Here is a 20311-nt window from a genome sequence, read left to right on the forward strand (position 1 = left end):
TGAATGCTTCAAAGAAGATCATCCACGAGAACAATTTGATTCTCGCATTGATCAATCAAAAATCTGGCATTGACTTCTTGGCACACTGTTGAGTTCTCAAGGAACGGACGCTTACTTCAGACCCCTCTCGGGGCCCTCCGGGCTTCCCTTCGTTCTTCCACCCATGTTAGCCAACCTCCGGATCATTTCCTAATCCGCTCTCCCCCGGGCTGCTTTTCGGCGTGCGAAAAGTGCTCCCGCGTGAGGGAGGTTGTTGCTGAGAGTAGATGGCCGCCTACGGGGCTCATCCGCTGGTCTCGCGACCGCTGTGATGTTCATGCCCCGCTCCAGGCGACTCGACCAACGTTACGACCCCGCTCCGGGCTCGTCAAGTCGAGCGGGTCGGCGCCTGGGCTGGTGGGGTCGATAGGGGCTGACCGAGCGGTCGTCGGTGATCCAGAAGCGCCAGGGGTGGACGCCGCCGGGCCCCGAGACGCCCGTGCGCGGGCCCGCGCTCACGCGCTCCAGACCCACCGGGCTGCCGTGCAGGACGCGCATCGGCGCGCGCGGGTCGGGGCCGCACACGTCGGTGCCGTCCAGCGCGCGGTCCACGCCGAGAGCGGTGGCCAACCGGGCCGGGCCCCTGGCCAGCTCGGCGTCGCCGCGGGCCTTGGGGCGCCGGCGCCTGGCCAGGTCGGCGCCGGTGAGCACCTCGCCGGCGCGCAGCAGCACCCCGCTGGCGTGGTCCTCGGGGCCGCACACCAGGTTCAGGCAGTGCCACATCCCATAGGTGAAGTAGACGTAGGCGTGGCCGGGCGGTCCGTACATGGTGGCGTTGCGCGCCGTGCGGCCGCGGTAGGCGTGGGATCCGGGGTCCAGCTCGCCGGCGTACGCCTCGACCTCGGTGAGCCGCAGGGTGATGACGCCGTCCTCCGTCGTCCTGACCAGGGTGCGGCCCAGCAGGTCGGGGGCGACCTCCAGCACGGGCCGGTCGAAGAACTCGCGGGGAAGCGGTCGGGCGGCGGTGTCCTCCGGTGCGTCGAACGGCTTCTTCCGCCGGCTCTTCTCGGGCTTCTCGGTCATCGCTTCTCTAGGCTAGCCTCCGCGAGTTTTCCCCTGATGAGGAGGTTCCGCCATGTCCGGACCCGGACGGCGTCCGCTGCCGCACGACTTCCACCCGCCGGTCGCGTCGTTCACCGTCGTGAGCGACGACGTGCGGGAGGGCGAGCGGCTCAAGGACGACCAGGTCCACGCCGCCGGCAACCGGTCGCCGCACCTCAGGTGGTCGGGGTTCCCCGAGTCCACCAGGAGCTTCGCGGTCACCTGCTACGACCCGGACGCGCCGACCGGCAGCGGGTTCTGGCACTGGGTGCTCTTCGACATCCCCGCGTCGGTGACCGAACTGCCGGCCGGTGTCGGGACCGCGGACGGTGCCGGGCTGCCCGAGGGGGCGGTGCAGGCGCGCAACGACTACGGCACCCGGGACTTCGGCGGCGCCGCGCCGCCGCCGGGTGACGGCCCGCACCGCTACGTGTTCACGGTGTACGCGGTGGACAGCGAGAAGCTCGGCCCCGACGCGGACGCCACGCCCGCCTTCGTCGGCTTCAACCTGCGCTTCCACACCATCGGCCGGGCGCAGCTGATCGGCGAGTACGAGGTGCCCGCACAGGGCTGACGGCGTCATCTTCCGTTGGTTGTCCCGCCCATGTTTTTTCGCGTCTTCTCCGCGCAAAATTCCATTGTCCGCCCGGCGGGCCGGGGGCACAGTTGGAGCCAGCCCGCCACGGGGGCGGGGAGGGACCGGGAGGTGGGCGGGATGCGGCAGACCCTTGTGCTCAACGCGAGCTACGAGCCGTTGTCGACGGTTTCGCTGCGGCGGGCGGTGGTCCTGGTGATCCAGCACAAGGCGGTGGTCGAGCACGAACACCCGGGGCTGCGGGTGCGGGCCGCGGCGGTGGATCTGCCGGTGCCGCAGGTGATCCGGCTCCGGCGGTATGTGAAGGTGCCGTTCCGACAACGGGCCCCGTGGTCGCGGCGCGGCGTGCTGGTGCGTGACCGGCATCGGTGCGCGTACTGCGGGCGCCGGGCGACCACGATCGATCATGTGCTGCCGCGTTCGCAGGGTGGGCGGGACACGTGGTTGAACACGGTGGCGGCATGTGCGGAGGACAATCACCGGAAGGCGGACCGTACGCCCGCCGAGGCGGGGATGCGGTTGCTGTCCGAGCCCTTCGAGCCGACGCCGGCGGACGCGCTGCTGCTGGCGGTCGGGGCCCTCGCGGAGGACGCGCTCCCCGAGTGGCTGCCGTTGCCGCGCGCGGCCTGATCCGAGCGGTGTGACGTGAGGTGGCCCGTCCCCGGCGCCTGGGTGCCGGGGACGGGCCACGTCGTTCTCGCCGACGGGGGCCGCGTCACTCGATGCGGGGCTGCTCGCGGGCCGGGGGCTTGTCGAAGGAGGGGACGCCGCCGTCCTGGGGGGCGCCGCCACCGCCGTTGCCGTTTCCGTTGCCGCCGCCGGTGAAGCGGCCGAGGTTGCCGCCGAGGCCCTTGAGGGCGTCGCCGATCTCGCTGGGCACGATCCAGAGCTTGTTGGCGTCGCCCTCGGCGATCTTCGGGAGCATCTGGACGTACTGGTAGGAGAGCAGCTTCTGGTCGGCGTCGCCGGCGTGGATGGCCTCGAAGACGGTGCGGATGGCCTGGGCCTCGCCCTCTGCGCGGAGGGCCTTGGCGCGGGCGTCGCCCTCGGCGCGCAGGATCTCGGACTGCTTGGCGCCCTCGGCCTGGAGGATCTCGGACTGCCTGATGCCCTCGGCCTGGAGGATCGCGGCGCGCTTGTCCCGGTCGGCCCGCATCTGCTTCTCCATCGAGTCCTGGATGGAGGTGGGGGGCTCGATGGCCTTGAGCTCGACGCGGTTGACGCGGATGCCCCACTTGCCGGTGGCCTCGTCGAGGACGCCGCGCAGGGCCGCGTTGATCTCCTCGCGGGAGGTGAGGGTGCGCTCCAGGTCCATGCCTCCGATGATGTTCCGCAGCGTGGTGACCGTGAGCTGCTCGATGGCCTGGATGTAGTTGGAGACCTCGTAGGTCGCCGCGCGGGCGTCGGTGACCTGGTAGTAGATCACCGTGTCGATGTTCACCACCAGGTTGTCCTGGGTGATCACGGGCTGCGGCGGGAAGGGCACGACCTGCTCGCGCAGGTCGATGCGGTTGCGGATGCGGTCGATGAACGGGACGACGATGTTGAGGCCCGCGTTCAGCGTCCGGGTGTAGCGGCCGAATCGCTCGACGATGGCGGCGCTTGCCTGTTGGATCACCTGGATCGTCTGGACGAGCGCGATGACGACCAGCACCACCAGGATGACCAGCACGATGATGATGGCGTCCATCGTGTATCTCCCCCTGCGGCTAGAAGAGTTGGAACGATTGTCGATGAAGTGACTCGCCCATCACATCACGACCGCGGTCGCGCCGTCGATCTCGACGACGCTGACCTGACTACCGGGTTCGTAGGTGTCGTCCTCGCTCAGGGAACGGGCCGACCACTCCTCGCCGGCGAGCTTGATCCGCCCGCCGTGTCCGTCAACTCGCTCCAGCACGATGGCCGTTCTGCCCATCAGGGCGTCAACTCCGGTACTGAGCGCGGGTGGTCCCGTGCGGGAGCGCCGCGCGATGGGTTGGACGGCGACGATGAGGGCGGTGGACACGACGGCGAACACGACGACCTGGATGACCAGACTGTCGGTCAGGCCGCCGGCGACGGCCGCCGCGACGGCGCCGGCCGCGAGCATGCCGAGCTCCGGCATGGTGGTGAGGACGAGAGCGATCGCGAATCCACCGGCGGCGATGAGCCACCACACCCAGAAGTCCACGCGCCCATGGTAGGTCGGGGCGCGGTGCCGCGGACAGGGTTCGTGGAGATTGCCGGCTCAGCCGGTGAGCGGCAGGCCGTGCGCGGTCCAGCGGTCCTCGCGACGCTCGACGACGAGGGGGAGGCCGAAGCAGTGGGAGAGGTTGGAGGAGGTGAGGGTGGTGTCGATGGGGCCGGCGGCCTGGACCCTGCCCTGGCGGATGAGCAGCACGTGGGTGAAGCCGGGCGCGATCTCCTCGACGTGGTGGGTGACCATCAGCATGGAGGGTGCGTACGGGTCGCGGGCGAGGCGGCCGAGGCGGCGTACCAGGTCCTCGCGGCCGCCGAGGTCGAGGCCGGCCGCCGGCTCGTCGAGCAGCAGGAGTTCGGGGTCGGACATCAGGGCGCGCGCGATCTGGGTGCGCTTGCGCTCTCCCTCCGAGAGGGTGCCGAATCTGCGATCCAGGTACTCGGTCATGCCGAGGCGGTCGAGGAAGGCGCGGGCGCGCTGCTCGTCGACCTCGTCGTAGCGCTCCTGCCAGCCGGCGGTCATGCCGTAGGCGGCGGTGAGGACGGTGGTGAGGACGGTCTGGCGTGGGGAGAGCTTGGCGGCGAGCGCGCTGCTGGCCATGCCGATGCGGGGGCGGAGGTCGAACACGTCGACGGAGCCGAGCTTCTCGCCGAGGATCTGGGCGGTGCCGGTGGTCGGGAAGAGATAGCTGGAGGCGACGTTCAGCAGGGTCGTCTTGCCGGCGCCGTTGGGGCCGAGGATCACCCAGCGCTCGCCTTCGGCGACCGACCAGGAGACCTTGTCCACCAGAGCCCGGCCATCGCGGACCACGGATACGTCCACCAGCTCCAGTACATCGCTCATGCGCGCGGTCTCTCCCCTTGCGGTCGCCGTTGCTCGGTGTTCGGTGGCGTCGGTGCCGGTGGGCACGTCCTCACGGACAAAACCTACGCCACCGCTTCCCGGAGTCTGTCGTCAGGAGGCTTGTTGGCCTTCCTTCCCTAAGGTAGGGGCATGCTCGATGAACCACGTGCGGGGCGGCTCGCCGCCTGGGGTAACGCTCTCTTCGCCGGTCTGGTGGCGCCGGACGACGCCGCGACGCGTGCGGTCGGCGCCGACTCGGTGCACCGCGTGGTGGATCTGCCCGGCGAGTCGGGCCCGGTGGGGCTGACGTTGGCGTTCGGCCGGCTGCGGGCGCTGGGTGCCGTGGGGCTGCGGATCGCGCTGCCGCGGCCCGGGCACCCGTTGGGCCTGTGCGGGCCGCCGGAGTTCAACGCGGCGGCGCTGGACGCCGAGGAGGCGGTGCTGGCCTCGGGCGCGGGGGTGGGGCTCGTGCCCGAGGTGCGCGAGGCGGGTCCCGCCGGGGACGTGTTGACGGAGGTGGTGTGGCGTTGCCTGGCGGTGCGGCAGGCGCCGCCGGCGGACGTGCCGACGCTCGGGGAGGCGGAGCGGGAGTTGGCCGAGGTGTTGCGGGACGCCACGGAGGAGTTGACGCGGCTCGACGTGGCGGGGGCCGGGCCGATGGCGCTGGCCAGGCTGGAGGCGTACCGGGCGCGGATGGAGCGGGGGCGGCAGGTGCTGGCGCCCGGCTATCCGCCGCGCGCGGTGCGGGTGTTGGAGCTGGCGCAGCGGGTGGGGGCGCTGGTGGAGATCGCGGCCGAGACGGAGCCTGGGGCGGCGGTGAGCGCGGGGCAGATGGTGCTGCGCGAGGGGGTGTTGCGCCCGGTGGAGCGAGCTGCGCGCCGGGCGCGGGTGGCGGCGTACAACGCGTACGCCGAGGAGTTGGAGCGGCAGCGGGGCTGAACGCGGCCGGTCCCCGGGGCCTGGTGGCTCCGGGGACCGGCGCGGTGCGTACCCCGATGGGTCAGCGGATGATGCCGACGTTGCCGAAGGCGGGGTTCAGGAGCCCGACGATGTTGATCGTGTTGCCGTCCAGCTGGATCGGCAGGTTGATCGGGACCTGGATGTTGTTGCCCGAGACGACGCCGGGGGACCCCGCCGCGAAGCCGGCCGCGTCGGAGTCGGCGGCGAAGGCGGAGCTGGCGGCGGCCCCGAGGGTGACCCCGGTGGCGGCGAGCACGAGGGCGGCCTTCCTGGCAGTGATCATGGGTTCGTTCCTCCTGGACGTTGCTCTGCGCGACTTCCTGGGCGTGAGGTCGCGCGCTGCACAACGGCCGGTCGCGACGGGCGGCACGGTCTGGCGCCGCGTTACGCACTTTCGGCGTAGTGGAGTGCGAGAAGTTGACGCCGGCGGCCCGTGGTTCAGGGGCGGTTCTCGTCCGAGACGCCGTGCCGGACGGCCCAGAGCGCGGCCTGGGTGCGGTCGGCGAGGTCCAGCTTCATCAGGATGTTCGACACGTGGGTCTTCACCGTCTTCTCGGAGAGCACCAGGGCGCGGGCGATCTCGCGGTTGGAGCGGCCGCGGGCGATCAGGGCCAGCACCTGGCGCTCCCGGTCGGTGAGCGAGCCGCCCCGGCCCGCGCCGCCGCCCGACGAGTCCTGGGCGAGCAGCGCGCCGGCCACCTCCGGCTGGAGCAGCACGTGGCCGGCGTGGACGGCGCGGATGGCGCCGGCCAGCGCCTCGGGGTCGATGTCCTTGTGGACGTAGCCGGCTGCGCCGGCGCGCAGCGCGGGGATGACGGTGCGGCGCTCGGTGAAGCTGGTGACGACGAGCACCCGGGCGGGGTTGCCGAGCTCGCTGAGCCGGCCGAGCGCCTCGACGCCGTCGGTGCCCGGCATCTTGACGTCCATGAGGATGACGTCGGGGCGCAGCTCCTCGGCCCGGTCGACGCCGGCGGCGCCGTCGGCGGCCTCGCCGACCACCTCGATGTCGTCCTGCACCTCGAGGAACGTGCGCAGCCCGCGGCGGACGACCTGGTGGTCGTCGACGATCAGCACGCGGATGACGTCAGCCACCGGGAACCTCCATCTCGATCGCGGTGCCCTGGCCGGGCGCCGACTGCACGGTCAGCGATCCGCCCACCGCCGCCGCCCGGTCCCGCATGGAGACCAGGCCGAGGTGGCGGCCGGCGGTGCGCACGGCCTCGGGGTCGAACCCGGTGCCGTCGTCGGTCACCCGGAGCACCGTCGCGGTGCCCCGGCGGAAGAGCGTCACCCGCACCCGGGTGGGCGTGCCGTGCCGCAGGGCGTTGTGCAGAGCCTCCTGGGCGACGCGCAACACGGCCTCCTCCTGCTGGGCGGGGAGGGCGCGCTGGTCCCGGCAGTCGAAGGTGACGCCGGCGGGATGGGCGCGGTCGAGGACCTGGATCTGGGCGCGCAGGGTGGCGACGAGCCCGTCCTCGTCGAGGGCGGCGGGGCGCAGCTCGATGACGGCGGCGCGCAGCTCGTCGGCGGCCTCGGCGGCGAGGGCGGTGACCTGCCGCAGCTCGCTCCTGGCGCGGGCCGGGTCGCGGTCGATGAGGGTGGTCGCGGCCTGGGCGGTGAGGCGGAGCGAGAACAGCTTCTGGGCGACGGCGTCGTGCAGCTCGTGGGCGAGACGGGCCCGCTCGTCGGCGATGGTGAGCTCGCGGCTGCGCTCGTACAGCCTGGCGTTGGTGAGGGCGATGGCGGCGTGCTCGGCGAGGAGGTGCAGGAGTTCCTCGTCCTCCGCGGTGAAGGCGCAGCCGGTGGGTGGGCGGCGGCCCGGGGGGCAGCGCTTGTTGGCGAGGAAGAGCGCGCCGAGGACGCTCTCGCCGTCCGCGATGGGCATGCCGAGGAAGTCGCTCATCTCGGGGTGGGCGGCGGGCCAGCCCTCGAAGCGCGGGTCCTGGCGGACGTCGGCGAGGCGGACGGGGGCGCCGCCGCTGAGCATGGCGGCGAGGATGCCGTGCTGCCGGGGCAGGGGGCCGATGGCCTTCCACTGGCGGTCGCTGACGCCGTCCACGAGGAACTGGGCGAAGCCGCCGTTGCCGTCGGGGAGGCCGAGGGCGGCGTAGCGGGCGTCGAGGAGCTCGCGGGCGCTGCGCACGATGGTCTGCAGCACGTCGCGGACCTCGAGGGTGCGGTTCATGGCGAGCAGCGCGGCGCTCACCGCCGCAAGCCCGGTTCTGGGGGCCATGGTCAGACCGTAACGCCTGCTGGTGGGGTGGTGGATCGGGCCGCCGCCGGTGATCGCTGGGGCGCGTGGCCTAGGTCCCGGGTCTGATGGGCGCCCCGGCGCGCACTCCTCAGCGCACACGAAGACGGCGGGCGCCCCCTTGCGAGGGGCGCCCGCCGCCCTGGCGTGTGGTGCCGGGGGGCCGGTCAGTTGCGCATGACCTCGGGCTCGTGGCGCCGCAGGAACTTCATGACCAGGTAGCCGCAGATGACGGCGAGGACTCCGAGCATGGCCACGTCGAGCAGCCACCAGCCGGCCTCGTGCTTCCACAGCGGGTCGGGGTCCGGCTCCTCGGTCGCCGAGGCCGTCAGGGTGTTGAGGTCGGCCGTGGTGCCCACGCCGGCCAGCGCCCAGCGGGAGGGCATCAGCCAGGCCACCTGCTCCACGCCCAGGGTGCCGTGCACCTTGAAGAGGGCGCCGGTGAAGACCAGCTGGACGACGGAGATCATCACCAGCAGCGGCATGGTCATCTCGGAGGTGCGCACCAGCGCGGAGATCACCAGGCCGATCATCATGGAGGTGCAGCCCAGCGCCATCAGGACCAGGGTCATCTCGACGGCGGGCGAGTCGGCGAAGATGACGCCCTCGGCGGGCATGTCCCGGGGCAGGAAGCCGATGATGCTGAGGATCAGCGCCTGGAGCACGGTGACGATGCCGAGCACGAACACCTTCGACATCAGGTACGCGGAGCGGGAGAGGCCGACGGCGCGTTCCCGCTCGTAGATCACCCGTTCCTTGATCAGCTCGCGGACGGCGTTGGCGGCGCCGGAGAAGCACATGCCGACGACCAGCACCAGCAGGATGATGCTGGCGTCGCCGTTGCGGAGGCCGCGTTCCGGCGAGCCGTAGCCGAGACCGAAGTCCGCGGGTATGACCGCCGAGACCGCGCCCAGCACGATGGGCAGTGCCACCGTGAGGCCGAGGAAGCCCTTGTCGGCCACGATGACGGCGGCGTAGCGGCGCATCAGCGTCCACACCTGGGAGCCCCAGGTCTGCCGCTTCTGCTGGCTGGCCGCCATCGGCTGGATGTGCTGCGCGGCCTGCGGCTGCGCCGCGTCCACGTCGGCGGCGTACATCTGGAAGTGCTGCGAGCCGCGCCAGCGGCCCATCCAGTCGAAGTCGCGGTAGTTCTCGAAGGCCGAGAACACGTCCGCCCAGTTGTCGTAGCCGAAGAAGTTCAGCGCCTCGTCCGGCGGGCCGAAGTAGGCGACGCCGCCGCCGGGGGCCATCACCAGCACCCGGTCGCAGAGCCCGAGCTCGGCCACCGAGTGGGTGACCACCAGCACGGTGCGGCCGTCGTCGGCGAGGCTGCGCAGCAGCTGCATCACGTCGCGGTCCATACCCGGGTCGAGACCCGAGGTGGGCTCGTCCAGGAAGATCAGCGACGGCTTGGTCAGCAGCTCGAGGGCGACCGAGACGCGCTTGCGCTGACCGCCGGAGAGCGAGGAGATCCGCTTGGTGGCGTGCGGGCTGAGCTTGAGCTCGGCCAGCACCTCCTCGACGCGGGCGTTGCGCTCGGCCTCGCCGACGTCGCCGGGGAAGCGGAGCTTGGCGGCCAGCCGGAGCGCCTGCCTGATGGGCAGCGCGGTGTGCAGGATGTCGTCCTGCGGGACGAGGCCGATGCGGTTCCGCAGCTCGGCGAAGTGGGTGTAGAGGTTCCGCTGGTCGTACAGGACCTCGCCGTAGGTCGCCGGGCGGTAGCCGGTGAGGGCCCGCAGCAGCGTGGACTTGCCGGAGCCCGAGGGGCCGATGACGCCGACCAGCGACTTCTCGGGGACGCCGAAGGAGACGTCGTTGAGGATCGTGGTCTGCCCGTTGTTGACCTGGACGGTCAGGTGGCGGGCGGAGAAGGAGACCTCGCCGGTGTCGACGAACTCCTGGAGCTGGTTGCCGACCAGCCGGAAGGTGGAGTGGCCGATGCCGACCGTGTCGTTCTGGCCCAGGTAGCGGCGGCCGTTCTTGGGCAGCTGCTGGCCGTTGACATAGGTGCCGTTGTGGCTGCCCATGTCGCGGATCTCGAAGCGCCCGTCGGGGTGCGCGAGGAACTCGGCGTGCAGCCGGGAGACCTGGAGGTCGCTGACGACCAGCTCGTTCTCCAGGGCACGGCCGATGCGCGTGACCTTGCCGACGGTGAGCATGTGCAGGCTGGTCGCGCCGCCGTCGAAACCGCCGCCGCCGTGGCCCCCCTGGCCCCCGCGCCCCGACGGGTCGTACGCCTGCTGGGGCGGCACGGCCGGCTGCTGCGGCGGCATCCCGGCGGGCCGTGCGGCCGGGGCGTGCGCCGGCGGCTGGCCGCCCATCCCCGCGAACTGCGCGTCGTAGCTCTGCTGGGGTATCTGCTGCCCGGCGCCGGAGAAGGTGAGGCGCGGGCCGTCGGCCGCGTTGCCCAGGTGGATCACGGTGCCGGGGCCGAGCGGCACCTGCTGCACGCGCTGCCCCTGCACGTAGCTTCCGTTCGTGCTGCCCTGGTCCTCCAGGACCCAGCTCTGGCCCCCCCAGCGCACCACGGCGTGTCGCCAGGAGACCCGGGAGTCCTGCAGGACCACATCACCTTGGGGGTCTCTGCCCAGGGTGTATGACCTGGTCGGATCCAAGGTCCATGTCTGGCCGTTCAGTTCGAGTACGAGTTCCGGCACTCCAGCCCCAAAAGTTGTCCCCCGAGCAACCTCCGAGCGGAGGTCTAGGGATGGTCGAACATCGTGGGGGAACTATTCCAGGCTCGGGCCCGGAAGGGCCAGTCGCCCCCCGGCTGTCACCAAGCTGGTGCAGAGCGCCTGCGGGGCTGTGACCTTCATCTCTCCGTCCCGTCCAGGTGGCGGACCCGACATGAGGCTGTCACCAGGGGCGACTACCGTGGTCGACACCATGATGTCTGCGCAACCGATCACCCAGGACGTGCCCACCCTCCTGGTCAAGATCTTCGGCAAGGACCGTCCGGGGCTGACCGCCGGCCTGTTCCGGACCCTGGCCGGCTTCGGGGTGGACGTCGTCGACATCGAGCAGGTCGTCACCCGCGGCCGGATCACGCTGTGCGCGCTGGTGACGGCGCCGTCGGCGGGCTCGGGCACCGAGGGCGGGCTGCGAGCCACCGTGCACGGCTGGGCCGAGTCGATGCGGTTGCAGGCGGAGATCATCTCCGGCACCGGCGACAACCCGGCGCGCGGCGTCGGGCGGTCGCACGTGACGGTGCTCGGCAACCCGCTGACGGCCGAGGTCACCGGGGCCATCGCGGCCCGGATAACGGGCGCCGGCGGCAACATCGACCGGATCTTCCGGCTCGCCAAGTACCCGGTCACGGCCGTCGAGTTCGACGTCTCCGGGGTGGACACGGCCCGGCTGCGCACCGCGCTGGCCACCGAGGCGGCGGCGCTGGCGGTGGACGTGGCGGTGGTCGACTCGGGGCTGGCCCGCCGGGCGCCGCGCCTGGTCGTGATGGACGTGGACTCGACGCTCATCCAGGACGAGGTCATCGAGCTGTTCGCGGCGCACGCCGGCTGCGAGGAGGAGGTCGCGGCGGTCACGGCGGCGGCGATGCGGGGCGAGCTCGACTTCGAGCAGTCGCTGCACGCCCGGGTGGCGCTGCTGGCCGGCCTCGACGAGTCGGTGGTGGACAAGGTGCGGGCCGAGGTGCGGCTGACGCCTGGCGCGCGCACCCTGATCCGTACCCTCAAGCGCCTCGGCTGCCAGGTGGGCGTGGTCTCGGGCGGCTTCACCCAGGTCACGGACGCGCTCCAGGACCACCTCGGGCTGGACTTCGCGGCGGCCAACACGCTGGAGATCGTCGACGGCAAGCTCACCGGCCGGGTGACCGGCGAGATCGTGGACCGGGCGGGCAAGGCCCGGCTGCTGCGGACCTTCGCCGCCGAGGCCGGGGTGCCGCTGTCGCGCACCGTCGCGATCGGCGACGGCGCCAACGACCTGGACATGCTCAACGCGGCGGGCTTCGGGGTCGCCTTCAACGCCAAGCCGCTGGTGCGGGAGGCCGCCGACACGGCGGTGACGGTCCCGTTCCTGGACACCGTGCTCTATCTGCTGGGGATCACCCGCGAAGAGGTCGAGGCGGCGGACGCGGAGAGCGCTGACGCTGGCCGCTCGGGCTGAGCGGACGGGCGGCGCCGGGCCGGACGGCGGCGAAGCCGCCTGGTCCGGCCGCCTTCGTGTTACGCCTCGTGGGGTGACCAGAACGCGGCGAGGGTGGCCACGCCGTGTTCCACGGACTTCCAGTCGCCGGTGAGGCTCAGCACGGCGATGGACGAGGTCGGGTAGCCGGAGCGGTTCATCCGGGCGAGGCTGTCGCCCTCCGCGTCACCGGCCAGGGCGTCCGCGAGGGCGTGGACGCCGGGGTTGTGGCCGACGAGCATCAGGTTCCTGATCTCGTCGTCGACCTCGTTGACCAGGGCGATCAGCTCGCCGAGGCTGGCCTCGTAGAGCCGCTCCTCGTAGACGGTCCTGGGCCGCCGCGGCAGCTCGGGGGCGACCAGCTTCCAGGTCTCCCTGGTGCGGACGGCGGTGGAGCAGAGGGTCAGTTCGGGGCTGATGCCGGCCCCGGCGAGCCAGCGCCCTGCGACGGGCGCGTCCTTCCGGCCGCGGTCGGCGAGGGGACGGTCGTGATCGGACACCTGCGGCCAGTCGGCCTTGGCGTGTCGGAGGAGAACGATCCTGCGCGGAACATCGACGCTCATGTGCCCCAGCTTCGCATGAAACGCGCAGTGGGTCGCGGGGGGTTGGGATACCCACCCGGGCGGGCGACCCGCGGATCGCTCCCCCCGCGCACGATCCGCCCGGACGGGGTCAGGGGAGCCACGCCTGCACGTGGTCGATCAGCTGGGTCACCGGCATCGGCTGCTCGGCGGCGTCCGCCTGGGGCCCGGCCACCAGCAACAGCAACAGTGCCCCGAAGGCGGCCGCCGGAAGCACCAGGGCCCACCAGCGCAGGCGGATCTCCATGCCGGAACGGTCTACTCGGGCGGACATGACGCTCGTCGCCTCCATGCGTCGAAGGTCGGATCCGATGTCTCTCGGATCGTGTCACCAAACCTAGGGAAGCGGCCGGCCCCGGCCCATCCGGTGAGCCACCCAGTCGCCCCTGAACCTGGCCCCCTAGGGGATGGTGGTGCTGGCACCACCATGGCCCCGCGGCCCGGCCGGGCGGCCTCCGGTCAGGGGGAGGCGATGGTGGCGATCACCGCGATGACGACGCTGATGCCCAGCATGGCGCCGAGGATGAGCAGCAGCTTTCGCTGGCCGCCGGTGGGGTTGGGATCGAGCGCTGGCATGGCTCAAGTGTCGCACTCAGCCGTCGTCCTCGACGCACCGGTCCCGGCCGGCCCGGAAGCCGACGAGGATCTGGACCAGCATCAGGGTGACCATGAGTCCCAGCGGGGCGTGCCAGGCTCCGGTGGCCTCGTTGAGGGTGCCGACGAGCAGCGGTCCGGGGACGCTGATGAGGTAGCCGATGCTCTGTGCGAAGGCGGAGAGCCTGGCGACGCCCCCCGGGGTCCGCGAGCGCATCCCGATCATGGTGAGGACGACGGGGAACGAGCAGTTGGCGAGGCCGAGGAGGATCGCCCACAGCCAGGCGCCGCCGGCCGGCGCCAGCCAGAGACCGGCGTAGCCGGCGAGGCCGCACGCGCCGAGTACGGCGACCAGCGGCCCCTGGTGGCGCATGCGGGCGGCGATCGGCGGCAGGACGAAGCCGATCGGGGCGCCGAGGCCGATGATCACGGCGGCGAGCGCTCCCGCGGTGCCGGCCGACACGCCGGCGTCCTGGTAGATCTGAGGGCTCCAGCCGAGGGTGACGTAGGCGGCGGTGGCCTGGAGGCCGAAGAAGACGGCGAGGGCCCAGGCGGTGCCGGAACGGGCCAGCCGGGGCGCGGCGACGGCGGGGCCGCCGGCCGGCCCGCCCCGGGTCGCCGCCGGGCCGGTGCGGCGCGAGCGGCGGGCGCGGGGCAGCGCGGCGAGCCAGGGCAGGACGGCGACCGCGGCGGGCAGCGCCCAGAAGCCCAGCCCGGGGCGCCAGTCGTCACCCAGGGCGCTGGCCAGGGGGACGCTGAGTCCGGCGGCGCAGGCGGCGCCGAAGGACAGCGACATGGAGTAGAGGCCGGTCATGGTGCCCATGCGGTCCGGGAAGTACTCCTTGACCAGCACCGGCATGAGCACGTTGCCGATGGCGACGCCGGCCAGCGCGAGGGTGCTGGTGACGAGGAAGACCGGGGTCGAGCCGGCGAGGGCGCGGAGCGCGAGGCCGGCCGCGAGGGCGGCGAGGCCAGCGACCAGCACGGTGGGCAGGCCGTGGCGGCGGGCGAGCCGGGGTGCGGCGACGCCGAAGACGGCGAAGCAGAGCGCGGGCACGGAGGTGAGCAGGCCGGCGACGGCGCCGTTCATGGCGAGCCCGTCGCGTATCTCGGGCAGCAGCGGCCCGATGCTGGCCAGGGCCGGCCGGAGGTTGAACGCCGCGAGCGCCAGGCCGACGACGAACAGCAGCGGCGCGGCGGCGCGGGCTATGGGGGGCGGTTCTGGTGAGCGGGTGTGGAGGGTACGGTCGTCCTTCGTCGACTCCATGGATAGCATCATAGAATCATGGGATGAATCCCGATGACGGGATTCGCGGATTCCCGGGAGAGCCATGTCACTGAGCGCGCCCCGCCGTTCCGCCCTCGCGGACCAGGTCATCAGCCAACTCCGCCAGCAGATCACCTCGGGCGAGTGGCCGGTGGGCTCCCGCATCCCCACCGAGCCCGAGCTGGTCGCCCGTCTCGGAGTGGCCAGGAACACCGTCCGCGAGGCGATCCGGGCCCTCGCCCACAACGGCCTGCTGGACATCAGGCAGGGCTCCGGCACCTATGTGATCGCGACCAGCGAACTCGCCGGCGTCATGCAGCGTCGCTTCGCGGACGCCCCGCGGCGGGACGTCGCCGAGGTGCGGAGCGCGCTGGAGGCCCAGGCCGCCGCGCTCGCCGCGCGGCGCCGCACCGAACGCGACCTGCGGCAGCTCGACGCGCTGCTGGTGCGCCGCGCGGAGGCGTGGACCAGCGGCGACCTGGAACGCTTCGTGGAGGCGGACGCCACCTTCCACACGGCGGTGGTCGGCGCCTCGCACAACGAGGTCCTGATCGCGCTCTACGCGGACCTGGGCGGCGTGGTGCGGGCGTTCCTGCGGGATGACGTGGGACGCCTGGAGATGCGGGCCGACACCCTGGCCGACCACTCCCCCGTCGTCGACGCGATCCGCGCGGCGGACGCGACGACGGCGGCGACCGAGGCGGGCTCCTACGCGCTGACGTGCCGCGCCCTGGCCTGACGGCCGGCCCGACACCCCGGCGCGCCCTGGCCTGACGGCCGGCCCGACACCCCGGCGCGCCCTGACCTGACGGCCAGCCCGACACCCCGGCGCTCCGCGCCGGGTTTTTCCCCGCCCGCCCGCCCTTTTCCGCGCTTCGCGCGGAGTGGGTGGCGGGTGGCTGCGCCGCCACCGCGCTCCGCGCGGTGTGCGGGCCGGGCCCGCGGCGGCTGCGCCGCCGGGCGCCACGCGGCCCGTGCCGCGCGAGGCCACCCGCCAAGGGCGGGTGGGTGGGCGCGGCACGGCCGCAGGCCAGCACGGCCGCAGGGCTCGGCTCGTGGCGGCGAAGCCGCCGAGCCGGGCCCTGCGGGCCGGTGGCCTACGCCGAGCGCGTAGCGATCACGCACCCATCATGTGGACGCCGCCGTCCACGTGCACGATCTCGCCCGTCGTCTTCGGGAACCAGTCGGACAGCAGCGCCACCACGCCCCGCGCCGCCGGCTCCGGGTCGGACAGGTCCCACCCGATCGGCGCCCGGTTGTTCCACACGTCGGCCAGTTCCTCGAAGCCCGGGATCGACTTCGCCGCCATCGACTTGATCGGACCCGCCGAGACCAGGTTGACGCGGACGTTCTTCCCGCCCAGGTCCCGCGCCAGGTACCGCGACGTCGCCTCCAGCGCCGCCTTCGAGACGCCCATCCAGTCGTACTTCGGCCAGGCCACCTGCGCGTCGAAGTCCATGCCGACCACCGAGCCGCCCCGCTGCTCGAGCAGCGGAAGCAGCGCCATGGTCAGGGACTTCAGCGAGTACGCGGACACCTCGACCGCCGTGGCGACCGACTCCCACTCGGTGTTGAGGAAGTTGCCGCCCAGCGCGTCCTGCGGCGCGAACGCGATGGAGTGCACCACGCCGTCCAGGCCGATGCCCTCGCCCAGGTGCTCGGCGACCGCGTCGGCCAGACCGGCCAGGTGCTCGCGGTTCTGCACGTCGAGCTCGATCACCGGCGCCGGCTTGGGCAGCCGCTTGGCGATCCGCTCCACCAGGCTCAGCCGTCCGAAGCCGGTGAGCACCACCTCGGCGCCCTCCTCCTGCGCCAGCTTCGCGGCGTGGAAGGCGATCGACGACTCGGTGAGAACACCGGTGACCAGCACCCGCTTGCCCGCGAGAAGTCCGCTCATGTCAGTGACCCATGCCCAATCCGCCGTCAACCGGGATGACGGCTCCAGTGATGTACGCGGCGGCGTCCGAGGTCAGGAAGCGGACGACGCCGGCCACTTCCTCCGGCTGCGCGTAGCGGCCGAGCGGCACGTTGGCCATCACCTCGGCCCGCCGCTCCTCGCTCACCGCCCTCGCCATGTCGGTGTCCACCCATCCGGGCGAGACGACGTTGCAGGTGATGCCACGGGAGCCGAGCTCGCGCGCCAGGGAGCGGGCGAATCCGACCAGCCCCGCCTTGGAGGCGGCGTAGTTGGCCTGGCCGGCCGCCCCCATCATGCCGACCACCGAGGAGATCAGCACGATCCGCCCCGCCTTGGCGCGCAGCATGCCGCGGGCGGCGCGCTTGGCGACCCGGAAGGTGCCCGTCAGGTTGGTGTCGAGGACGGCGGCGAAGTCCTCGTCGGACATCCGCAGCAGCAACTGGTCACGGGTGATGCCGGCGTTGGCGACCAGCACCTCGACCTTGCCGTGCTTCTCCTCGATCTCTTTGTATGCCTGCTCCACCTGTTCGGACTCGGTGATGTCACACCTGACCGGCAGGCATCCGAGCTCGACGAGCTCCTGCGGGGGCTCCCCGGAGCGGTACGTGATGGCGACCTTGTCGCCGGCCTCGGCGAACGCGTGGGCGATGGCCAGGCCAATCCCGCGGTTGCCTCCGGTGACCAGTACCGAGCGGCTCAAGGGACCACCTCTTTCTCAGTCGTGTGCTCTGTACAAACCTAGTGCCCCACCCGGCGGGCGCGAGGAGCGGGCCGCGACAGGCACCTCGCCGCCGCGCTGTGGGATGTCTACAGCCGTTTTCGGCCCGGAAACGCCCCTCGACCAGGCCGACACCCCCTGGGCACCGGGCCCACCACCAGGCATGATCGGTGCCCGGGGGGCGACACCCCCGCCACACCGGCCGCGGCGGCGGCACCTGGCGGCCGGTGAGCCGACGAACAGGAGAGATCGTGCCAAGATCCATCGACGAATCCTTCCTCGCGCTTCCCCTGCGCCAGTTGGCCGACGCGGCACTGGCCAGGGCGCGGGCGTTGGGGGCCGAGCACGCCGACTTCCGCTTCGAGCGCGTGCGCAGCGCCAACTGGCTGCTGCGGAACGCCAGGCCGGCCGGCTCCGAGGACACCATCGACACCGGGTACGCGGTGCGCGTGGTGCACGGCGGGAGTTGGGGCTTCGCCTCCGGCGTCGACCTGACGATGGACGGCGCCGCCCGGGTCGCCGCGCAGGCGGTGGAGATGGCCAGGCTCTCCGCCAAGATCATCGCGGCGGCCGGCTCGGACGAGCGCGTCGAGCTGGCGCCCGAGCCCTCGCACGGCGAGCGGACGTGGGTCTCGTCCTACGAGGTCAACCCCTTCGACATCCCGGACGCCGAGAAGACCGGGCTGCTCGCCGAGTGGAGCGAGCGGCTGCTGGCGGGCGAGGGCGTGACCCACGTGGACGCCCGGCTGTGGGCCGTTCAGGAGAACAAGTTCTACGCGGACACCGCCGGCACCGTCACCACCCAGCAGCGGGTGCGGGTGCTGCCCGAGCTGACCGCGACGTCGGTTGACGCGGGTAGCGGCCGGTTCGACACCATGCGGACGCTGGCCCCGCCGGCGGGCCGCGGCTGGGAGTACCTGACCGGCACCGGCTGGGACTGGGACAGCGAACTCGCCGAGATCCCGAGCCTGTTGGCCGAGAAGATGGCCGCGCCCTCGGTCGAGCCCGGCGCGTACGACCTCGTCATCGACCCGTCGAACCTGTTCCTCACCATCCACGAGTCGATCGGCCACGCCACCGAGCTCGACCGGGCGTTGGGCTACGAGGCGGCCTACGCGGGCACCTCCTTCGCCACCTTCGACAAGCTCGGCACGTTGAAGTACGGCTCGCCGATCATGAACGTGACGGGCGACCGCACCGTCGAGCACGGCCTGGCCACCACCGGCTACGACGACGACGGCGTGCAGACCCAGTCCTGGGACATCGTGAAGGACGGCACGCTCGTCGGCTACCAGATGGACCGCAGGATCGCCAGGTTGCAGGGGTTCGAGCGCTCCAACGGCTGCGCGTTCGCCGACTCCCCCTCGCACGTGCCGCTGCAGCGGATGGCCAACGTCTCGCTCCAGCCGGCGCCTGACGGGCCCGACACGGCCGGGCTCATCTCCGACGTCGAACGCGGCATCTACGTCGTCGGCGACGGCTCCTGGTCGATCGACATGCAGCGCTACAACTTCCAGTTCACCGGCCAGCGTTTCTACCGGATCGAGAACGGTCGCCTGGCCGGCCAGCTGCGGGACGTCGCCTACCAGGCCACCACCACCGACTTCTGGGGTTCGATGACGGCCGTCGGCGGCCCGCAGACGTACGTGCTCGGCGGCACGTTCATGTGCGGCAAGGCCCAGCCCGGCCAGGCCGCGGCCGTCTCACACGGCTGCCCTTCCGCCCTCTTCCGACAGATCAACATCCTCAACACCACCCAGGAGTCCGGCCGATGAGCACCAGCAGACCGCACGAGATCGTCGAGCGCGCCCTGGAACTCTCGCGGGCCGACGGCACCGTGGTGATCGCCGACGAGGCGTCGTCCGCCAACCTGCGCTGGGCGGGCAACGCGCTGACCACCAACGGCGTGACCCGCGGCCGCCGGCTGACCGTGATCGCGACGGTCGACGGCGCGCAGGGCACCTCGTCCGGCGTGGTGTCCCGCACCGCCGTGACCGACGACGAGTTGGAGCCGCTGGTGCGGGCCGCCGAGGAGGCCGCCCGCCAGTCGCCGTCGGCGGAGGACGCGCAGCCGCTGGTCGCGGACGTGCCCGCGTCGTCCGGCTTCACCGAGCCGCCGGCCGAGACCTCGCCCGAGGTGTTCGCCGCGTTCGCGCCCGCGCTCGGCGAGACGTTCGCGCGGGCCGCCGCGGAGGGCCGCCGGCTCTTCGGCTTCGCCCAGCACGAGGTCGTCTCCAGCTACCTGGGCACCTCCACCGGCCTCCGGCTGCGCCACGACCAGCCGGCCGGCTCCGCCGAACTCAACGCCAAGTCGGCCGACGGCTCCCGCTCGTCCTTCGTCACGGTCCCCACCCACGACTTCACCGACGTGGACCCGGCGGCCCTCGACGCCGGCCTCGCCCGCCGCCTGGCCTGGGCCGAGCGCCGCGTGGAACTGCCGGCCGGCCGCTACGAGACGCTGCTGCCGCCGAGTTCGGTCGCCGACCTGCTGATCTACCAGCACTGGATGTCGGACGCCCGCGACGCGCACGAGGGCCGCACCGTCTTCAGCAAGGCGGGCGGCGGCACGCGCGTCGGCGAACGACTCGCCCAACTGCCGGTCACCCTCTACAGCGACCCGACGGCCCCCGGCCTGGAGACCGCCCCCTTCGCCATCGCCCACTCCTCGGGCGGCGGCTTCTCCCCCGCCACCTCCGTCTTCGACAACGGCCTGCCGCTCACCCGCACCGACTGGATGCGGGACGGCGTCCTCACCCAGCTCCCGACCAGCCGCTTCACCGCGGGACTCACCGACCTGCCGGTGGCCCCGCTGGTCGACAACCTGCTGCTGGACGCGGGCGGCACCGGCTCGATCGACGACCTGGTCGCGTCGACCGAGCGCGCCCTGTTGATCACCTCGCTCTGGTACATCCGCACCGTCGATCCCAAGACGCTGCTGCTGACCGGGCTCACGCGGGACGGCGTCTACCTCGTCGAGAACGGCGAGGTGACGGGCGTGGTCACCAACTTCCGCTTCAACGAGTCCCCCGTGGACGTGCTGGCCCGCGCCACGGCGGCCGGCGCGACGGAGGTGTGCCGCTCACGCGAGTGGGGCGAGTACTTCCCCCGCACGGCGATGCCGGCGCTGCGGATCCCGGACTTCAACATGAGCTCCGTCAGCCCCGGCGTCTGACCCCCACCTC

At 72.3% G+C, this 20311-nt stretch carries 21 protein-coding genes; 7 read left to right on the plus strand and 14 right to left on the minus strand.

The genetic code is table 11. From position 1 onward, the window contains the following. Window positions 1–345 precede the first annotated feature (345 nt). Window positions 346–1062 (minus strand): DNA-3-methyladenine glycosylase, encoded by a 717-nt coding sequence (locus RNC47_RS24635; protein ID WP_311601747.1) that lies wholly within the window; start codon window positions 1060–1062, stop codon window positions 346–348. A 52-nt stretch (window positions 1063–1114) separates the two neighbouring features. Here RNC47_RS24635 and RNC47_RS24640 point away from each other — a divergent pair, with 52 nt between their 5' ends. Both RNC47_RS24640 and RNC47_RS24645 read left to right on the plus strand, forming a co-directional pair. Further along, window positions 1115–1654 carry a YbhB/YbcL family Raf kinase inhibitor-like protein gene (locus RNC47_RS24640; protein WP_311601748.1) on the plus strand — a complete coding sequence of 180 codons (540 nt, stop codon included), beginning with the start codon at window positions 1115–1117 and terminating at the stop codon, window positions 1652–1654. 141 nt (window positions 1655–1795) lie between these two features. Next, window positions 1796–2305, plus strand: coding sequence for an HNH endonuclease (locus tag RNC47_RS24645; protein WP_132935240.1), 510 nt, complete (start codon window positions 1796–1798; stop codon window positions 2303–2305). 85 nt (window positions 2306–2390) lie between these two features. Here RNC47_RS24645 and RNC47_RS24650 read toward each other — a convergent pair whose 3' ends face one another. The 3 genes from RNC47_RS24650 to RNC47_RS24660 are packed head-to-tail and all read right to left on the minus strand — an operon-like array spanning window position 2391 to window position 4700. Continuing rightward, the gene (locus RNC47_RS24650) at window positions 2391–3365 is read right to left on the minus strand and encodes an SPFH domain-containing protein (protein WP_311601750.1); all 975 of its coding nucleotides are present in this window, start codon (window positions 3363–3365) and stop codon (window positions 2391–2393) included. A 60-nt stretch (window positions 3366–3425) separates the two neighbouring features. After that, complete coding sequence (locus tag RNC47_RS24655; protein ID WP_311601751.1) at window positions 3426–3848, minus strand: NfeD family protein; 423 nt, start codon at window positions 3846–3848, stop codon at window positions 3426–3428. Between the two features lie 57 nt (window positions 3849–3905). Beyond that, entirely contained in the window at window positions 3906–4700 is a 795-nt protein-coding gene (locus RNC47_RS24660) for an ABC transporter ATP-binding protein (RefSeq protein WP_311601752.1), read from the minus strand. Between the two features lie 150 nt (window positions 4701–4850). Between RNC47_RS24660 and RNC47_RS24665 the strand changes: the two genes are divergently transcribed. Beyond that, on the plus strand, window positions 4851–5639 hold the full coding sequence (locus tag RNC47_RS24665; protein ID WP_311601753.1) for a hypothetical protein: 789 nt from the start codon (window positions 4851–4853) through the stop codon (window positions 5637–5639). A 61-nt stretch (window positions 5640–5700) separates the two neighbouring features. Here RNC47_RS24665 and RNC47_RS24670 read toward each other — a convergent pair whose 3' ends face one another. From RNC47_RS24670 to RNC47_RS24685, 4 genes are all read right to left on the minus strand, one after another. Beyond that, the gene (locus RNC47_RS24670) at window positions 5701–5943 is read right to left on the minus strand and encodes a chaplin (RefSeq protein ID WP_311601754.1); all 243 of its coding nucleotides are present in this window, start codon (window positions 5941–5943) and stop codon (window positions 5701–5703) included. A gap of 155 nt (window positions 5944–6098) precedes the next feature. Continuing rightward, the gene (locus RNC47_RS24675; RefSeq protein ID WP_311601756.1) at window positions 6099–6752 is read right to left on the minus strand and encodes a response regulator transcription factor; all 654 of its coding nucleotides are present in this window, start codon (window positions 6750–6752) and stop codon (window positions 6099–6101) included. Then, entirely contained in the window at window positions 6745–7893 is a 1149-nt protein-coding gene (locus RNC47_RS24680) for a GAF domain-containing sensor histidine kinase (protein WP_394814865.1), read from the minus strand. The genes RNC47_RS24675 and RNC47_RS24680 overlap by 8 nt, the downstream gene beginning before the upstream one ends. A 185-nt stretch (window positions 7894–8078) precedes the next feature. Further along, complete coding sequence (locus RNC47_RS24685; protein WP_311601757.1) at window positions 8079–10568, minus strand: FHA domain-containing protein; 2490 nt, start codon at window positions 10566–10568, stop codon at window positions 8079–8081. A gap of 232 nt (window positions 10569–10800) precedes the next feature. Between RNC47_RS24685 and serB the strand changes: the two genes are divergently transcribed. Continuing rightward, window positions 10801–12033 (plus strand): phosphoserine phosphatase SerB, encoded by a 1233-nt coding sequence (gene serB, locus RNC47_RS24690; RefSeq protein WP_311601792.1) that lies wholly within the window; start codon window positions 10801–10803, stop codon window positions 12031–12033. Window positions 12034–12092: 59 nt separating this feature from the next. On the opposite strand, the gene RNC47_RS24695 is transcribed toward serB, so the two are convergent. The 4 genes from RNC47_RS24695 to RNC47_RS24710 form a co-directional block, all read right to left on the minus strand. Then, window positions 12093–12614 (minus strand): SixA phosphatase family protein, encoded by a 522-nt coding sequence (locus RNC47_RS24695; RefSeq protein ID WP_311601758.1) that lies wholly within the window; start codon window positions 12612–12614, stop codon window positions 12093–12095. Between the two features lie 109 nt (window positions 12615–12723). After that, entirely contained in the window at window positions 12724–12906 is a 183-nt protein-coding gene (locus RNC47_RS24700) for a hypothetical protein (RefSeq protein WP_311601759.1), read from the minus strand. 185 nt (window positions 12907–13091) lie between these two features. Further along, the gene (locus RNC47_RS24705) at window positions 13092–13208 is read right to left on the minus strand and encodes an SGM_5486 family transporter-associated protein (RefSeq protein WP_279571455.1); all 117 of its coding nucleotides are present in this window, start codon (window positions 13206–13208) and stop codon (window positions 13092–13094) included. 16 nt (window positions 13209–13224) lie between these two features. Beyond that, window positions 13225–14493, minus strand: coding sequence for a CynX/NimT family MFS transporter (locus RNC47_RS24710; RefSeq protein WP_394814866.1), 1269 nt, complete (start codon window positions 14491–14493; stop codon window positions 13225–13227). Window positions 14494–14557: 64 nt separating this feature from the next. Here RNC47_RS24710 and RNC47_RS24715 point away from each other — a divergent pair, with 64 nt between their 5' ends. Next, entirely contained in the window at window positions 14558–15232 is a 675-nt protein-coding gene (locus tag RNC47_RS24715) for a FadR/GntR family transcriptional regulator (RefSeq protein ID WP_311601760.1), read from the plus strand. A 378-nt stretch (window positions 15233–15610) separates the two neighbouring features. Here RNC47_RS24715 and fabI read toward each other — a convergent pair whose 3' ends face one another. Next, window positions 15611–16390 carry an enoyl-ACP reductase FabI gene (gene fabI / locus RNC47_RS24720; RefSeq protein ID WP_311601761.1) on the minus strand — a complete coding sequence of 260 codons (780 nt, stop codon included), beginning with the start codon at window positions 16388–16390 and terminating at the stop codon, window positions 15611–15613. 1 nt (window position 16391) lies between these two features. Next, window positions 16392–17111, minus strand: coding sequence for a 3-oxoacyl-[acyl-carrier-protein] reductase (gene fabG, locus RNC47_RS24725; RefSeq protein ID WP_311601762.1), 720 nt, complete (start codon window positions 17109–17111; stop codon window positions 16392–16394). A 269-nt stretch (window positions 17112–17380) separates the two neighbouring features. Here fabG and RNC47_RS24730 point away from each other — a divergent pair, with 269 nt between their 5' ends. Next, window positions 17381–18904 carry a TldD/PmbA family protein gene (locus RNC47_RS24730; RefSeq protein WP_311601763.1) on the plus strand — a complete coding sequence of 508 codons (1524 nt, stop codon included), beginning with the start codon at window positions 17381–17383 and terminating at the stop codon, window positions 18902–18904. Continuing rightward, entirely contained in the window at window positions 18901–20301 is a 1401-nt protein-coding gene (locus RNC47_RS24735; protein ID WP_311601764.1) for a metallopeptidase TldD-related protein, read from the plus strand. The genes RNC47_RS24730 and RNC47_RS24735 overlap by 4 nt, the downstream gene beginning before the upstream one ends. Window positions 20302–20311: the final 10 nt, after the last annotated feature.

It is taken from the genome of Streptomyces millisiae, from assembly GCF_031845425.1.
In the GTDB taxonomy this organism is placed as follows: Bacteria; Actinomycetota; Actinomycetes; order Streptomycetales; family Streptomycetaceae; genus Streptomyces; species Streptomyces millisiae.

Bases quoted from the DNA above. Each gene is read 5' to 3' on its own strand.
- RNC47_RS24700 (WP_311601759.1), bottom strand. From the start codon at position 12,906: ATGTCCGCCCGAGTAGACCGTTCCGGCATGGAGATCCGCCTGCGCTGG.
- RNC47_RS24695 (WP_311601758.1), bottom strand. From the start codon at position 12,614: ATGAGCGTCGATGTTCCGCGCAGGATCGTTCTCCTCCGACACGCCAAG.
- RNC47_RS24705 (WP_279571455.1), bottom strand. From the start codon at position 13,208: ATGCCAGCGCTCGATCCCAACCCCACCGGCGGCCAGCGAAAGCTGCTG.
- serB (WP_311601792.1), top strand. From the start codon at position 10,801: ATGTCTGCGCAACCGATCACCCAGGACGTGCCCACCCTCCTGGTCAAG.
- RNC47_RS24640 (WP_311601748.1), top strand. From the start codon at position 1,115: ATGTCCGGACCCGGACGGCGTCCGCTGCCGCACGACTTCCACCCGCCG.
- RNC47_RS24645 (WP_132935240.1), top strand. From the start codon at position 1,796: ATGCGGCAGACCCTTGTGCTCAACGCGAGCTACGAGCCGTTGTCGACG.
- RNC47_RS24665 (WP_311601753.1), top strand. From the start codon at position 4,851: ATGCTCGATGAACCACGTGCGGGGCGGCTCGCCGCCTGGGGTAACGCT.
- RNC47_RS24635 (WP_311601747.1), bottom strand. From the start codon at position 1,062: ATGACCGAGAAGCCCGAGAAGAGCCGGCGGAAGAAGCCGTTCGACGCA.
- RNC47_RS24680 (WP_394814865.1), bottom strand. From the start codon at position 7,893: ATGGCCCCCAGAACCGGGCTTGCGGCGGTGAGCGCCGCGCTGCTCGCC.
- RNC47_RS24650 (WP_311601750.1), bottom strand. From the start codon at position 3,365: ATGGACGCCATCATCATCGTGCTGGTCATCCTGGTGGTGCTGGTCGTC.
- RNC47_RS24710 (WP_394814866.1), bottom strand. From the start codon at position 14,493: ATGGAGTCGACGAAGGACGACCGTACCCTCCACACCCGCTCACCAGAA.
- RNC47_RS24670 (WP_311601754.1), bottom strand. From the start codon at position 5,943: ATGATCACTGCCAGGAAGGCCGCCCTCGTGCTCGCCGCCACCGGGGTC.
- RNC47_RS24660 (WP_311601752.1), bottom strand. From the start codon at position 4,700: ATGAGCGATGTACTGGAGCTGGTGGACGTATCCGTGGTCCGCGATGGC.
- RNC47_RS24715 (WP_311601760.1), top strand. From the start codon at position 14,558: ATGTCACTGAGCGCGCCCCGCCGTTCCGCCCTCGCGGACCAGGTCATC.
- RNC47_RS24735 (WP_311601764.1), top strand. From the start codon at position 18,901: ATGAGCACCAGCAGACCGCACGAGATCGTCGAGCGCGCCCTGGAACTC.
- fabI (WP_311601761.1), bottom strand. From the start codon at position 16,390: ATGAGCGGACTTCTCGCGGGCAAGCGGGTGCTGGTCACCGGTGTTCTC.